The organism is Vibrio sp. 10N.261.51.A4 (genome assembly GCF_041471945.1).
In the GTDB taxonomy this organism is placed as follows: domain Bacteria; phylum Pseudomonadota; class Gammaproteobacteria; order Enterobacterales; family Vibrionaceae; genus Vibrio; species Vibrio crassostreae_C.
The window spans coordinates 24926-38926 of sequence record NZ_JBFRPJ010000068.1 but is presented as its reverse complement, the minus strand read 5'-3'; the positions used below and the strand labels follow the sequence as shown (position 1 = coordinate 38926).

Sequence of the window (14001 nt, the reverse complement as noted above, 5' to 3'; positions counted from 1 at the left end):
CTTTACGGGGTCACTTCAGAGTGAGGCTTTTTTATCAAAGCAATAAAGCTTAGAAGTAATCGCGAATCAGAACTTCAGCGATTTGAACTGCGTTTGTTGCTGCGCCTTTACGAACGTTATCAGCGACAACCCACATGTTTACGCCACTGTGATGGCTGATGTCGTTACGAATACGACCAACCATTACGTGGTCTTTACCACCTGCATCACGAACTTGAGTTGGGAAGTCTAGCGCTTGGAATACTTCAACACCTTCTGTGTTCTCTAGAAGCTGAACCACTTGCTCTGCACCGATTGGTGCGCGAGTTTCAATGTGTAGAGATTCTGCGTGACCGTAAAATACTGGTACGCGGACACAAGTCGGGTTCACTGTGATTGAAGAGTCAGCAAAGATTTTTTGAGTTTCCCAAACCATCTTCATCTCTTCACGCGTGTAGCCGTTCTCTGTAAATTCATCGATTTGAGGAATACAGTTGAAAGCGATTTGTTGTGAGAACGCTGAGTTTTCAGCTGGCATACCGTTAAGAAGCTTAGCCGTTTGACCCGCTAGCTCATCGATACCTGGCTTACCTGCACCAGACACAGATTGGTAAGTTGAAACGTTAATACGCTCAAGGCCCACTTCATCGTGAATTGGTTTTAGCGCTACTACCATTTGGATAGTCGAGCAGTTAGGGTTCGCGATGATGTTACGGTTACGGAACTCAGCAATCGCTTCAGGGTTCACTTCAGGCACAACCAGAGGAACATCGTATTCGTAACGGAAGCGTGATGTGTTATCGATGACAACCACACCTTCATCAGCCGCAATTGGAGCCCAACGCTCTGAAAGCTCGCTACCTGCGGAGAAAAACGCAATATGTACTTGAGACCAATCGAAGTCTTCTACGTTTTGTACTTGTATTGTTTTGCCGTTAAAACGGGAAGTTTTGCCTTCACTACGTTCACTTGCTAGTAAGTGCATTTCACCGACAGGGAATTTACGCTCTTTAAGTACTTCAAGAATGGTTTCACCAACCGCACCAGTCGCACCTAAAATAGCAATATTAAATTCTTGGCTCATTGTTTCTCTCTTTTATAAAGTTGGCTTTACCATAAAACCGAGTTTAGATAACGGCGTTAAATTACAAGATTCGTCGCCCGTTAACTCGACTGCACTGTACTCTCTGCGGTCCCAATATTCTTTACGCATCTTGTCAAAAGAACCCGGCGTAACGATATTGCGACGGAATAAGGCGTCGTCTTTGCGCACATCATAGATCAACTGAGTCAAATTGTGCAGTGTTGCTTCATCCCAAGCTCTATCTAATTTCATTTGAGGTACAGGCGCTGTCGGCAATAAGTCGCTTGCATACGCACGCTGTTCAGTACCTAAAAATTCACAATAACTGTTGAAGATCATCGTGGTACCACGCGCTTTACCTTCTAAACCGTAGCCCGCTACGTGAGGCGTTGCAAAAGCGAGTAACGGAAGAAGCTCAAAGTCGACTTCAGGTTCAAACTCAAACACATCAAGCACTGCAGTGAAACCATCGGCTTTTTGCAGGCGAGCTTTTAGCGCTTGGTTATCAACCACAGGACCGCGAGCTGCATTAATCAGGATTTGATCAGCACGTAAGTTGTTCAGCACTTGCTCACTGATCAAGTGATGCGTTGGATACTCACCCGTCTTAGTGATTGGCGTGTGTAATGTAATAACGTCTGATTGTTCAAGCAAAGTCTCTAACTCAGTAAATTCGCGCGTATCACCCTCTTGCTGTTTTAGAGGGTCGTTCAGCAGAACTTTGATACCAATACCTTCAAGGCACTTCGCTAAGTAACTGCCCACTTGACCACAGCCGATAATACCAACCGTTTTATCAAAAACAGAAAAGCCTTGTTGCTGCGCAAGCACCATCATCGCACTGAACGCGTACTCAGCAACACCCACCTTGTTACAACCAGGTGCCGCAGTAAAGAAAATGCCACGCTCTTTCATCAACTCTTGGTCAACGTGATCCATGCCAGCCGTCGCAGTACCAACAAACTTCAGCTTATTGGCTTTGCTGATCAATGACTCGTTTACCTTGGTAACAGAGCGAATCATCAATGCGTCTACGTCAACTAGGTCGTCAGCTGTTAATGTGCGACCAGACTTCATTGTCACTTCCCCTAGCTGGCTAAAAAGCGCTTCAGCGTAAGGCATATTTTCGTCGATTAAGATTTTCATTTGGCGAGTACTTTTGTTGGGGTCTATCGACCTAAATGTGAATTGAAATGATTGTGCAAAATTCCACACACGGTGTCGAGTAGCAATTGGAATACATTATAAATAAAGGGCTGAATCACCTAACCTTGGCAGACAAGAACCGAAACCAGAGTGAACACCCAAGATCAAACGGCTAAAACGAAAAATGCCCGATTGAATAAACAATCGGGCAAACATCCAGAACAAAAGGATCCTATCTCGCTCTCCAGGAGACAGAGTCTTGCGTCTGTTCAACCAGTACTAACCAAAGTCAGTACTGGTCAAGCTCTGGAAACCTTTCAATCTCTAAACCCAGATTTAAAAACTATGTTCAAAAAACACGTTTACCAACCTGCGTCTAAAAACTTTGTTCTGATGGTCATTATTACTGGGTGACCTGTGCGTGTTGAATCGGCACTAGCGCAACCCTTTAACGATTAACCTTGTCTCTGTAACTCAAGCTTAAGTTAAGCTTGGTACTTTTTGATTACTAGCGTTGCGTTCGTACCGCCGAAACCAAAACTGTTAGACATAACTGTAGTTAGCTCTTGATCACGAGCTTCAGTTACGATGTCTAGGCCAGCAGCAGCTTCGTCTAGGTTCGAAACGTTAATGCTTGGAGCGATAAAGCCGTTATCTAGCATTAGCGTTGAGTAAATAGCTTCGTGTACGCCAGCAGCACCTAGAGCGTGACCTGTCATCGCTTTAGTTGCAGAAATTGCTGGGCTGTTGCCACCGCCATTGCCTTGAGAGAAAACTTCTTGGATAGCGCCTAGCTCTTTAACGTCGCCAACTGGAGTTGAAGTACCGTGAGTGTTCACGTAATCAACGCCATCAACGTTTTGCATCGCCATCTTCATACAACGAACCGCACCTTCACCAGAAGGAGCAACCATGTCGTAGCCATCTGAAGTTGCGCCGTAGCCTACGATTTCACCGTAGATTTTTGCGCCACGAGCAACAGCGTGCTCAAGCTCTTCGATAACTAACATGCCGCCGCCACCAGAGATAACGAAACCATCACGGTCTGCATCGTAGGTACGAGAAGCCAGCTCTGGCGTATCGTTGTACTTAGTAGAAAGTGCGCCCATTGCGTCGAACATCATAGTCAGAGACCAATCCAGTTCTTCACCGCCACCAGCGAATACAACGTCTTGCTTACCAAGTTGGATAAGCTCCATTGCGTGACCAATACAGTGTGCAGATGTCGCACATGCAGAGCTCATAGAGTAGTTCACACCACGGATTTTGAAAGGAGTTGCTAGACAAGCAGAAACCGTAGAAGCCATTGTACGTGGAACCATGTATGGACCAACGCGCTTCACGCCTTTCTCACGGATGATGTCTACCGCGTTTACTTGGTTTAGAGATGAAGCACCACCTGAACCCGCAACGATACCCGTGCGGTCATTAGATACTTGATCTTCAGTTAAGCCAGAATCAGCAATTGCTTGCTCCATTGAAAGATAAGCGAATGCCGCTGCATCACCCATAAAGCGCATTTTTTTGCGATCGATATGGTCAGCAGGGTTCATTTTTAGGTTACCCCATACTTGAGAGCGCAAGCCATTTTCCTTGAACTGCTCTGAAGCGGTAATACCAGATTTACCCTCTTTCAGTGATGCTAAAACTTCTTCGACGTTGTTACCGATACTTGAAACAATACCCATACCGGTGATTACGACTCGTTTCATGTGACATTCCTATAATTCTAAATTCAGCTAGATGATAACTAAGAAGCCTAACAAAAGTGGTCAGCTTTCCTAGAAATTCGTACAATCCCTACCAACATATCGCTTCAAATCACAAAATGATAGATTTTATGACTTCAATTACTAATGCAGAACTGGAATGGAATGAGTCTGGCACGCCAGTTTCAGACCAATTTGACGACGTTTACTTCTCCAATGTTAACGGTTTAGAAGAAACTCGCTACGTCTTTTTAAAGCAAAACCACCTTCCAGAGCGTTGGCTTGAACATGAACAACGCCGCTTTGTGATTGCTGAAACCGGCTTTGGCACAGGTTTGAACTTTCTTGCAGTTTGGCAATGGTTCGATGCTTTTCTTAAAGATAACCCACAAGCGATGACCAAAGAGTTACATTTCATCAGTTTTGAAAAATATCCTTTAAATAAAGAGGATCTCATCAAAGCACACCAATCGTGGCCAGAATTAGCCGAGTATGCGACGCAACTCCAAGAACACTACCCTATTGCTCTACCTGAATGTCACCGCATTGTGCTGGGCGACGGTGCAATCACGCTTGATTTGTGGTTTGGCGATATTAAAGATTGCATGCCCAACGTACCAACCCCGCGTGAAGGTTTGGTTGATGCTTGGTTCTTAGACGGTTTTGCTCCGAGCAAGAACCCAGAGATGTGGAATCAAAACCTATTCAACGGCATGGCTAAGCTCGCTAAGCAAGATTGTAGCTGCGCCACCTTCACCGCTGCTGGCTTTGTTCGCCGTGGCTTAATTGAAGCTGGCTTTGAAATGAAAAAGGTCAAAGGCTTTGGTACTAAGCGAGAAATGATCGCCGGCCGACTTGGCGAAAAGCACGCTCACACCAACATCAAACCTTGGTATGGCCTCGCTCAACACACTGAATCCCAAGACATTGCGATCATTGGTGGTGGTGTCGCCAGTGCTGCATTAGCCAAAACGCTAAGCCGTCGTGGTAAAAACATCACCCTTTATTGTGAACATCCACAAGCTGCGGGCAATGCCTCAGGTAACAACCAAGGTGCGATTTACCCGCTATTAAGCGAAGCGACCTCGAACGTGTCTCGCGTGTTTGGCCCGGGATTACTGTTTGCTCGTCAATTTATTAATCAAGCGGCTCAGTCTATTCAATTTGATCACAGTTGGTGTGGCGTGAACATCTTGATGTGGGATCAAGGCTCCACTAAAAAGCTCAACCGCATGTTGGAAGGCAACTTCCACACCGACCTGATTCAGCGTTTATCGCCAGAGCAAGCCAACGAAAAGATTGGCTTACCCGTCGATAAAGAGAGTGTTTACTTTCCGCTGGGTGGTTGGCTAAGCCCTCTTCAACTGACTCAAGGCTTGATTGGCAAGCTAGAAGAGAGCAACCAAGTGAGCGCACACTATCAACATCAAGTAACGCAACTTGAGTGGCTCGAAGCTGAACAACAATGGTTACTGACGATTGAGGCACCTCAAGGTGAGATTCAAACTAAGCACGACCAAGTAGTTGTCGCAAACGGACACAAGTTCACTCAGTTTGAACAAACTCAGCCAGTACCACTGACTCCGGTTAAAGGCCAAGTGAGCCATATTCCGACCACGGAAAATCTCAGCCAGCTAAAAACCGTGTTGTGCTTTGATGGCTATTTGACGCCACAGAACCCCAACAATGGTCATCACTGTATTGGTGCGAACTACGACAAAACCAATATCGACCAAGAATTTGATATTGAGGTTCAGCAGCACAATGGCGAGCGCCTACATGGGTCACTACCAGACCAAGCATGGACAAAAGATGTCGATACCAGTGACAACTTAGCGCGCCAAGGTATCCGAAGCGTAAGCCGTGACCACCTTCCGTTTGTGGGAAACGTTGGTGACTTTGAAGCCATTAAGGAGCAGTACCAAGATCTCCACAACTTCAACCCGCAGCGTGACTCGGTTGAGGATGTAGAAACGGTAACAAGCTTCCCTAACCTTTATTGCTTTATCGGACTGGGTTCACGTGGTTTGAGCTCTGCACCATTATTGGCTGAAGTATTAGCATCACAGATCTGTGGCGATCCGCTGCCCTTGCCTGTTGATGTGCTTGAGGCGATTCACCCAAGTCGAATGTGGGTACGCAGACTGCGTAAAGGTAAGGCATTAACGGCTGGATGGGTTGCTGACAAGCATTCTAAATCAAAGCCGTAGTTTCTAGTTCAGCTATTTTGAACATCTGAAATTTCTGAATATCTGAAACTAATAAGTTAAAAGCTAAAAAGCCCTACGTGACTAAGTTAAGTCGCTCGGGCTTTTTGTTATTCGTGTTGCTCTAAACTGATGTTCTAAACGAAGCTGTATTTACAGCTTAGCAACCGCGTCTTTAATCTGTAGAACGATCTCTTCGTTGCTGATAGAACCAGATTCAAAATCAAAGTTATCGTAGAAGCTTGGTACTGAAACTGACGCTTGCACGTTGCCACCGAAGTAAGGTGCAGAACCTGTCGCTGCACCAAGTACCGTTTGTGCGCCGCCAGGGCCTGGTGAAGTCGCTAGGTAAACCGCCGGCTTCTCGCCAAATACTGAACGCTCAATGCGTGTCGCCCAATCAAATAGGTTTTTATACGCAGCTGGGTAGTGACCATTGTGTTCTGCGAACGAGATAACAAACGCATCAGCTTCAGCTAGTTCGCGTAGGAATGCTTGAGCACCTTCAGCTTGGCCAATCTCTTTTTCAGTGTCTTCACTGAACATAGGAACATTGTAATCGTTGATGTCTAGGACTTTAACTTCAGCACCTTCAATCAAGTTTGCTGCGTAAGTTGCTAGTGTTTTGTTGATTGAGGTAGAACTTGTGCTTGCGCCAAATGCGATAACTTTCATGATGTGACCTTTCTGTAATTCCGTTAAGTGGGATTAGAATAACGTAGTAAGAAAATGTAACCATCACAAGAAATGAACGGACTCATTCAAAAATTTCGAACGAGTCTCAAATAAACCAGTTCGCTCAGCAAAATGGGAAAGGGGACTGAGCGGATAGTATTAATACATCGAGATTAAGCTTGGTTTTGTAGCTCAACCCAAAGGTCATTAACGATAGTGCGGTCTGCTGGTGTTAGTTCAGAGCGAGCGTCGTCTAGGCTCTGTTCAATACGAGCTTTTACTTCAGCCACATCTTCAATGCCTTCTTCTTCACATGAAGCCACTGAAAGAGAAATATGACCACGTAAGTAACCACCAGCAAACAGTTCATCGTCTGATGCGTTTTCAATGCGAGCATCAATTACTTCAAGTAGTTTTTCTTCAAATTCGATAATCATAATATTCTCTTATTTCACAATAAATTGGCTAGCACATAAAGGTTCCACATCGTAGAAGCTGCGTAATGCTTCAGAGAGCATTTTCACGCGAGGCGGAAAGCCTACTTCAAAGATACCCATAACTTCGCTATGTACTTTATTCATAAAGGCCAAACGATCTGGCTCAAAATCGCCGTGTAGATTGTCACAGCTGACATTAAAAGGAAAGCCTGCGCTCATCGCAATGATCCATTCATACGCTTGTGGGCGAATTTCTACTTTTTCAAACTCAGCTTGAACCGCCTCAGTTCGACCGTCAGGTTCATACCAATAGCCAAAATCTTCCAGTAAACGACGCTCAGGCCCAGCAACGCACCAGTGTGCGATCTCATGGAGTGCAGAGGCGTAAAAGCCACGTGCGAACACGATTCGATGGTGTGGGATAGTATCATCAGCAGGCAAATAGATCGGCTCATCAGCCCCTAGCTCTAGTTTGGTATTAAAGCTTTCAAAAAAGGTCTGATTGAAGATATCGATAATGTCTGAGTATTGGTGTGTCATAAAATCAAATTTAAGTAAAAATAACTGGGGCATTTTGCTTTTTTTTAAGCGCTCGGTAAAGCCCTATCAAGCGTAATGACATCGGGTTCGCCATTATACTTTGCAGTGACAATCGATTGCCATTTCCAGATTACACCACTTTAAGGTGAATGATTAGTTTAGCTAATCTGAAACGCCCATTCACGGTACAAATATTCATTCGTCAACAAGCATTTTTACTACTACACTCGCGCTTCATTTTATATCCCTATGGCCTATAAGACTCCAATTTATAGACCTATATTATAGAGCTACAGCAATGCTACTAAGTGTTTTGTATATCATTGGCATCACGGCAGAAGCCATGACCGGCGCTCTCAGTGCTGGCAAACAAAAAATGGATTGGTTTGGTGTAATGTTGGTTGCGAGTGCAACGGCAATTGGCGGCGGTACAGTACGAGATATCTTACTTGGCCATTACCCTTTAGGTTGGGTTGAAAACCCGCAGTATCTGGCCATCACCTGTATAGCAGGTGTTATTACAACCGGGTTGGCGAAATGGGTTATCAAGCTAAAAGGTTTGTTTATTCGCTTGGATGCCTTAGGCCTAATCGTATTCAGTATCATTGGTACCAAAGTAGCGATGACCATGGGTCTGCACCCGATGATTTGCATGGTATCGGCATTAGTGACAGGTGTCTTTGGTGGTTTGTTACGTGACCTTATCTGTCGTCAAACACCATTGGTGTTACATGAAGAGCTGTATGCCTCTGTCGCACTTGTCGCTTCAGGTTTGTACCTAGGTTTGCTTGAGCTTGGCATCAACGACGTCACGGCGACAATTGTGACGCTTGTAGTTGGTTACTTGCTGCGCATGGCGGCTGTAAGATTCAAATGGAGTTTGCCTTCGTTCCAGCTTGATCCTGAAAGTTCAGTGCATTAATGGATTAAGAGCCTTAAGCTGCTAGCTGTCTTTAATGACGATAGTCGCTAACCGGACGAATAATCCTGCTAATGTGAAAAAGGGTTACTTCATTACGAAGCAACCCTTTTTTGTTTCTACCAATTCTATTCTAAATAAAAAGAAGCAGAATTAGATTTGTGGTGTTTCAGTTGTCACACCAAAGTTTTGACCACGATGACGTAGCAAGTGGTCAAGCAGCACGATAGCCAGCATTGCTTCTGCAATAGGTACCGCACGGATGCCAACACATGGATCGTGACGACCTTTCGTGATTAGCTGCGTTGCTTCACCATCTTTCGTGATTGTGTCACCAGGTACAGTGATGCTTGATGTTGGTTTAAGCGCAATGCTTGCCACAATATCTTGACCAGTAGAGATACCACCTAAGATACCGCCAGCATGATTGCTGCTGAAACCTTCTGGAGTTAATGGGTCACGGTGTTCACTACCGCGTTGATTAACAACATCGAAGCCATCACCAATCTCAACACCTTTCACAGCGTTAATGCTCATTAGAGCGTGCGCGATGTCAGCATCTAGACGATCAAAGATTGGCTCACCAAGGCCTACTGGCACTTTAGTCGCAACCACTTGAATCTTCGCACCGATCGAGTTGCCTTCTTTTAGCAAGTCACGAATCAGTTGATCAAATTCTGGTACTTTGTCGGCATCTGGACAGAAGAAAGCGTTGTTTTCAATCTCGTTCCAATCCACTTTATCAATTGAGATATCACCCATTTGAGAAAGGTAAGCTTGGATTTCAACACCAAATTCTTGTTTTAGGTATTTCTTCGCAATTGCACCTGCAGCAACACGCATTGCAGTTTCACGAGCTGAAGAACGACCACCACCTCGGTAATCACGCACACCGTACTTTTGATGGTACGTATAGTCAGCGTGGCCAGGGCGGAACTTGTCTTTAATTTCGGAATAGTCTTTAGAGCGTTGGTCTGTATTTTCAATCAATAGACCAATAGAAGTACCCGTAGTTTGGCCTTCAAATACACCTGATAAGATTTTCACTTCATCCGCTTCACGACGAGCCGTTGTATAGCGAGAAGTGCCCGGACGACGACGGTCCAGATCTTTCTGCAGATCTTCTTCGGTAATTTCTAATCCTGGTGGGCACCCGTCTACGATACATCCTAGTGCGATACCGTGACTCTCTCCGAATGTGGTCACTCGAAAGTGTTGTCCGATACTGTTTCCTGCCATTGCTTCCTCTAAATCAGCCATCAATCAGAAGGTTTGATTCCTAAACCGACTGGCTAATAGCTTTACTTGTCTATTCTTCGTGAATTCATAGTGGCTTTATTACCAAATGATGTAAACCCCAAAAAACGAACAATTTTAACTTTCTATTACATAAGCCGAATGAAACGAATAACAGAAGAAAATGAGTCGCGCTTGAAAAGAAGTGTTTTATGATGTGTAAAATGCAAAAAACCCGACAACTCGGAGAGTTATCGGGTTTCTTTAAATAATGGCACGCCCTGAAGGATTCGAACCTTCGACCACCTCCTTAGAAGGGAGTATCGATAGGAATCATACAGTTCATGCGTTTAATAGCTTGTCACTTCCCGAGTGAGACGTGATTGTAAGACAGTGCTACTGTAGCTGTAAAGAGTATCCCACTCAAAAACTAACTAAAGTTTGCCTTACAGCGTTTGTAGTTCTCTTGACCTGTACCGACCCACATAACCTCGCCATTTTCTTTGTATTTTAAAAACTTATATTTGAATGTTCTGTATTTTGGGTCATATGACCAAAAGTACATATCACCGTTGTCAGCCAAGTTATACTCCATAGTTATGACGCCGTTCTCGCCTTCCGTCATTGGCCTGATGACTTCAAGCTCAAAGGTACTGCCATAACTTACCATTCTATCATCCGTATAAATGAAATTATGAATCTCCGTTGGGTCCCAATACTCATCAAGCTGACAACTAATCTGAGCTGTAGTGTAAGTTTTCGCTAACGTCACGCTTGGTAGTAATAGGCAGAAGATAGTTAAGAATTTTTTCATAAGAGTTCCCTAAAATTATTAATGTCTGATTGTACTTATATGTACTTTGAATCGCTTTAGCATTGCTCGTCGTCAAGGTCTACTTTACACATAGGAACGACTGCCCAAGCCCCAAATGTTTTGTGTTATTATATACTATATATGTACCAGAAAACTGAAATCCACATGATAAAACCTACCCTGTTGGCCTTGCTCTCATTATCAATAACTGCATGTGCAAACACTTCTCAAGTCATCGACCAAGAACCAACGAGTTACATAGTTGGAAGGAAGATAATCTCGACTTATAACCCTATTCCAGATGGAAAATATGCACAGTTCTACGACTGGGGAAGAGAGTATGCACGGATGTATTCTCAGCTTGGACGATGCTCAAATAAAAATGTTCTTCAAGGGAAGTTTATTGAACGTATCAAGATTTCATCTATGGCTGTAGGGAAGGACCAATATAATCAAATAATGTGGGCTATGCGTGACCAAGCAAATCAATTGGCACAACATGCAAATCAGCTCAATTCCGAACTACTGAATGAATATTACAGCGAACTAGGCTCGCAAGAATGTAGTTTTTTAGAGAACACAGCAGACTATATGGTGTTCGATTCTCTGGACTACGCCCTCAAATGGAGACAAAGCATCGGGGACGATGTCTCTCTTGAAAAGTGGAAGGTATACCCTGTATTCGCCAATCAATTAGGTAACGTCTCATTTGATGACCATGGGTATGTTATCCGAGACGGTTTCGGTAACATCCAGTTTGCTAATAATCCGACAGACTAACAAGCTACACATAGCCTGAAAACAGTGCAAAAGAATATCGGCGTCTTCTCTTGATGCCGATAACTAAAATCAAACCAACAAACTCAAAATTCAAGGGTCGAAAATGTGCGAGAGCTTCCGCTGTGGAGTCTTTTTTCATGTCCCCCAATACCCTCCCGAAATCTCAAGAAACAAAAACTCACCAAGGGAAAAGGCTGTACAAAGCAGAGTGAACAAAACACTAACTCACCTATCCTAAACACCTTTGTACATGTACAAAACTTATTGACAGTGTTTTATTCGCAGCTATAGGATGCACACCAACTAGTAATCAAAACTACAGAGAATTGTACAGATGAAGAATGGCGCATTACTTGGATTAGCTCGTGTATCTACTAAAGAACAAGACTTAGGTGCACAGGTGAGCAAACTTGAGAGCTATGGCTGTAGAAAAGTATGGAAGGCTAAACATTCAGGTAAGAGCCAAGAACACCAAGAGCTAATCAATGACCTTCTTGAGTACGCACGAGAGGGAGACACTGTAGTAATTACCAAACTAGACCGCCTAGGTCGTTCACTGTCGCAGGTACTACTAAACCTCGAAACCTTCAAGGAGAGAGGTATAACGGTTAAATGCATTGAGCAAGGAGTAGATACCGGAGCTAACGACCTAATGGGCAAAGCAATGGTTCACCTACTTGCTTTGTTCGCTGAGATGGAAAGGGACATGATTGAAGACCGTATGCAGTCAGGCAAGGCTCACAGTGTCGCCAAACGTATTGAAGCAGGAGCAACAAAGGCAGAGGCAGAGAAAGCTGTAAAAGGTGGGCGACCTTTGAAGATGGGTGCAGAGACATACAAGAGTATCGTTCAGGGATTAGCGAATGGGGAACCTGTTGCGGCGATGGCTAGAAAGCATGGCGTTACTCGTAGCTCAATCTACAACATCAAAAAGTCCTTATAAGTACAATCAGTAAAAATCCCGACAGACAGCCCTACCTTGCACTTGCGGTGGGGCTTTCTTTTATCTGAAGTTTAGTTTCAGCGTACATGTGTACGATATATCGGACTTTTATATCAGACACCACCCCAATAACAGACCAATAAAATCAACAGCTTCAGAAATATTTCACACCGTACCTTACTCCCTTTTCCTTACCAATTGGTTATTAAACGTTGGTATAGAAGATAGAAGCTTCAGGAAAGCCAATAAGGTAGAACGGTATGGGTAGACGAAAAGTAAGTAAAGACAAAGTAAGAAAAGCTATTCAAGTGCTGTACTCACAGCCAGAAGAAGAACTCATCAAGAAAAATGGTCGGTTAGTGCTACGGCCTAGACTCTCCGCTATACAAATAAGCCAAATATGTGGATTGTCCGAATCATTTGTAAAGAGCTTAGCTGATATGAGTTCAATTCATTGGGAGTGGCTTAGAGAGGACGGAATCAAACCTAATGCGTGGAAGTTGAGAATGACTGTTCACGGTACGCCTATTCATTTTAAAAAGTGTGCACTCAACGAATATAAATGGCGCAAGCGAATGAAGGCTATAAACCGCAAGGAGTACAACCGTAAACGTTGTGAGCTACAGCATGACCTTAGAGATATGAACGGTAGTACGCGACAGTCACTAGCCCGAAAGCGGAAGCTCAAGCTGATGTACGTCAAGCTTAAGGGGTGGGACATGGAGCGAGTACAGCAAGCAAAGCTACTGAAAAATCGAAATAAGAAGAAGGGAAAGACCAATGCCTAAGAAGAACAAAGTAGGAACAGTGTCACAAGTGCAAGAGCTACATGATGTTGTAGCTGATGTACTCCTTAAGCAGATTCAGGAGCAAAAAGCGGAAGCAGAGAACAGTACTGACAAGGACGACAATCTCACAATGTGTATCCAAAAGGACACTATTGATAACGCTATCAAACTGCTACGCCTCAACAAGACCACTGCAAGGGAAGAACCTAGCAAGAAAGACAAGAGGCTAGGTAATGAGCTTGAGCGCATCCGAATTGAACAACGAAGCAAACTGAAAATGCACCGATAAGACGGAGGAACATAGTTCCGGTGATTGGGTGGCCTCCCAATCTAAACCCCTCTTGATTCCCTTTGGAATCAACCTACCTCATCTAAAACATGCACCATGATGTGCGTATCGGCATTAAGGAACCCCTATGAGTAAATTAATCAAACTAGATTGCCATTATCGAAAAAGTAAAAAGTACAAATCACCCAACAAACTTCATATTCCGTCAAATCAAAAGAAGTACCTGAGCTTTAGACAGACCAACTTCAAGGACTGGCTTAAGGCGCAAGGGTTTAATCCTCGTGGTGTGTCTACCTATTGGTCTCGTGCCGCACTGAAAGCAGCAAGAAAAAGTAATGAAGTGAAGTTCAAAATGAAGCGTCAAAGCAATGGGAAAACCGCATACAAGTACCATCAAAAACAATTAGCGATATTCATTTTCTCTAACTTCCTGCAGTAAAAGAATCTGTATTGCT

The 14001-nt window shown here is 44.0% G+C and carries 15 protein-coding genes and 1 tRNA gene; 7 read left to right on the top strand and 9 right to left on the bottom strand.

Annotation, left to right across the window (positions count from 1 at the left end):
• Positions 1 to 49 precede the first annotated feature (49 nt).
• The 3 genes from AB4384_RS15405 to fabB form a co-directional block, all read right to left on the bottom strand.
• The gene (locus AB4384_RS15405; protein ID WP_017062350.1) at positions 50 to 1063 is read right to left on the bottom strand and encodes an aspartate-semialdehyde dehydrogenase; all 1014 of its coding nucleotides are present in this window, start codon (positions 1061 to 1063) and stop codon (positions 50 to 52) included.
• Positions 1064 to 1075: 12 nt separating this feature from the next.
• A complete protein-coding gene (locus AB4384_RS15400; protein WP_017062351.1) occupies positions 1076 to 2209 on the bottom strand; it encodes a 4-phosphoerythronate dehydrogenase in 1134 nt (377 codons plus the stop codon).
• Between the two features lie 485 nt (positions 2210 to 2694).
• On the bottom strand, positions 2695 to 3921 hold the full coding sequence (fabB, locus tag AB4384_RS15395; RefSeq protein ID WP_017070308.1) for a beta-ketoacyl-ACP synthase I: 1227 nt from the start codon (positions 3919 to 3921) through the stop codon (positions 2695 to 2697).
• A gap of 56 nt (positions 3922 to 3977) precedes the next feature.
• On the opposite strand from fabB, the gene mnmC reads away from it, so the two are divergent.
• A complete protein-coding gene (gene mnmC, locus AB4384_RS15390) occupies positions 3978 to 6128 on the top strand; it encodes a bifunctional tRNA (5-methylaminomethyl-2-thiouridine)(34)-methyltransferase MnmD/FAD-dependent 5-carboxymethylaminomethyl-2-thiouridine(34) oxidoreductase MnmC (RefSeq protein ID WP_102320176.1) in 2151 nt (716 codons plus the stop codon).
• 150 nt (positions 6129 to 6278) lie between these two features.
• Here the strand turns inward: mnmC and AB4384_RS15385 are convergent, their stop codons facing one another.
• The 3 genes from AB4384_RS15385 to AB4384_RS15375 form a co-directional block, all read right to left on the bottom strand.
• Positions 6279 to 6800 carry an NADPH-dependent FMN reductase gene (locus AB4384_RS15385; protein ID WP_102320175.1) on the bottom strand — a complete coding sequence of 174 codons (522 nt, stop codon included), beginning with the start codon at positions 6798 to 6800 and terminating at the stop codon, positions 6279 to 6281.
• A gap of 173 nt (positions 6801 to 6973) precedes the next feature.
• Positions 6974 to 7237 carry a YfcL family protein gene (locus AB4384_RS15380; protein ID WP_017063425.1) on the bottom strand — a complete coding sequence of 88 codons (264 nt, stop codon included), beginning with the start codon at positions 7235 to 7237 and terminating at the stop codon, positions 6974 to 6976.
• Between the two features lie 9 nt (positions 7238 to 7246).
• A complete protein-coding gene (locus tag AB4384_RS15375) occupies positions 7247 to 7777 on the bottom strand; it encodes an elongation factor P hydroxylase (RefSeq protein WP_076654578.1) in 531 nt (176 codons plus the stop codon).
• 298 nt (positions 7778 to 8075) lie between these two features.
• On the opposite strand from AB4384_RS15375, the gene AB4384_RS15370 reads away from it, so the two are divergent.
• Positions 8076 to 8699 carry a trimeric intracellular cation channel family protein gene (locus tag AB4384_RS15370; protein ID WP_017062358.1) on the top strand — a complete coding sequence of 208 codons (624 nt, stop codon included), beginning with the start codon at positions 8076 to 8078 and terminating at the stop codon, positions 8697 to 8699.
• Positions 8700 to 8849: 150 nt separating this feature from the next.
• On the opposite strand, the gene aroC is transcribed toward AB4384_RS15370, so the two are convergent.
• The 3 genes from aroC to AB4384_RS15355 all read right to left on the bottom strand — a co-directional run bounded on the left by aroC (position 8850) and on the right by AB4384_RS15355 (position 10746).
• Entirely contained in the window at positions 8850 to 9935 is a 1086-nt protein-coding gene (gene aroC, locus AB4384_RS15365; protein WP_029235357.1) for a chorismate synthase, read from the bottom strand.
• 269 nt (positions 9936 to 10204) lie between these two features.
• Positions 10205 to 10282 (bottom strand) — tRNA-Ser (locus tag AB4384_RS15360).
• Between the two features lie 80 nt (positions 10283 to 10362).
• A complete protein-coding gene (locus AB4384_RS15355; RefSeq protein ID WP_372129771.1) occupies positions 10363 to 10746 on the bottom strand; it encodes a hypothetical protein in 384 nt (127 codons plus the stop codon).
• 165 nt (positions 10747 to 10911) lie between these two features.
• Here AB4384_RS15355 and AB4384_RS15350 point away from each other — a divergent pair, with 165 nt between their 5' ends.
• From AB4384_RS15350 to AB4384_RS15330, 5 genes are all read left to right on the top strand, one after another.
• Complete coding sequence (locus tag AB4384_RS15350; RefSeq protein WP_372129770.1) at positions 10912 to 11526, top strand: hypothetical protein; 615 nt, start codon at positions 10912 to 10914, stop codon at positions 11524 to 11526.
• Positions 11527 to 11860: 334 nt separating this feature from the next.
• On the top strand, positions 11861 to 12469 hold the full coding sequence (locus tag AB4384_RS15345; RefSeq protein ID WP_372129769.1) for a recombinase family protein: 609 nt from the start codon (positions 11861 to 11863) through the stop codon (positions 12467 to 12469).
• A gap of 260 nt (positions 12470 to 12729) precedes the next feature.
• On the top strand, positions 12730 to 13257 hold the full coding sequence (locus AB4384_RS15340; RefSeq protein ID WP_372129768.1) for a hypothetical protein: 528 nt from the start codon (positions 12730 to 12732) through the stop codon (positions 13255 to 13257).
• Positions 13250 to 13546, top strand: a complete 297-nt coding sequence (locus AB4384_RS15335; RefSeq protein ID WP_372129767.1) for a hypothetical protein — start codon at positions 13250 to 13252, stop codon at positions 13544 to 13546. Before AB4384_RS15340 ends, AB4384_RS15335 begins: the two co-directional genes overlap by 8 nt.
• A gap of 127 nt (positions 13547 to 13673) precedes the next feature.
• Complete coding sequence (locus AB4384_RS15330; RefSeq protein WP_372129766.1) at positions 13674 to 13985, top strand: hypothetical protein; 312 nt, start codon at positions 13674 to 13676, stop codon at positions 13983 to 13985.
• Positions 13986 to 14001 lie beyond the last annotated feature (16 nt).

Coding starts and splice junctions, on each gene's coding strand:
- AB4384_RS15400 (WP_017062351.1), bottom strand. CDS start 2,209: ATGAAAATCTTAATCGACGAAAATATGCCTTACGCTGAAGCGCTTTTT.
- fabB (WP_017070308.1), bottom strand. CDS start 3,921: ATGAAACGAGTCGTAATCACCGGTATGGGTATTGTTTCAAGTATCGGT.
- AB4384_RS15380 (WP_017063425.1), bottom strand. CDS start 7,237: ATGATTATCGAATTTGAAGAAAAACTACTTGAAGTAATTGATGCTCGC.
- AB4384_RS15350 (WP_372129770.1), top strand. CDS start 10,912: ATGATAAAACCTACCCTGTTGGCCTTGCTCTCATTATCAATAACTGCA.
- AB4384_RS15330 (WP_372129766.1), top strand. CDS start 13,674: ATGAGTAAATTAATCAAACTAGATTGCCATTATCGAAAAAGTAAAAAG.
- aroC (WP_029235357.1), bottom strand. CDS start 9,935: ATGGCAGGAAACAGTATCGGACAACACTTTCGAGTGACCACATTCGGA.
- AB4384_RS15355 (WP_372129771.1), bottom strand. CDS start 10,746: ATGAAAAAATTCTTAACTATCTTCTGCCTATTACTACCAAGCGTGACG.
- AB4384_RS15340 (WP_372129768.1), top strand. CDS start 12,730: ATGGGTAGACGAAAAGTAAGTAAAGACAAAGTAAGAAAAGCTATTCAA.
- AB4384_RS15345 (WP_372129769.1), top strand. CDS start 11,861: ATGAAGAATGGCGCATTACTTGGATTAGCTCGTGTATCTACTAAAGAA.
- AB4384_RS15375 (WP_076654578.1), bottom strand. CDS start 7,777: ATGACACACCAATACTCAGACATTATCGATATCTTCAATCAGACCTTT.
- AB4384_RS15370 (WP_017062358.1), top strand. CDS start 8,076: ATGCTACTAAGTGTTTTGTATATCATTGGCATCACGGCAGAAGCCATG.
- AB4384_RS15385 (WP_102320175.1), bottom strand. CDS start 6,800: ATGAAAGTTATCGCATTTGGCGCAAGCACAAGTTCTACCTCAATCAAC.
- AB4384_RS15335 (WP_372129767.1), top strand. CDS start 13,250: ATGCCTAAGAAGAACAAAGTAGGAACAGTGTCACAAGTGCAAGAGCTA.
- AB4384_RS15405 (WP_017062350.1), bottom strand. CDS start 1,063: ATGAGCCAAGAATTTAATATTGCTATTTTAGGTGCGACTGGTGCGGTT.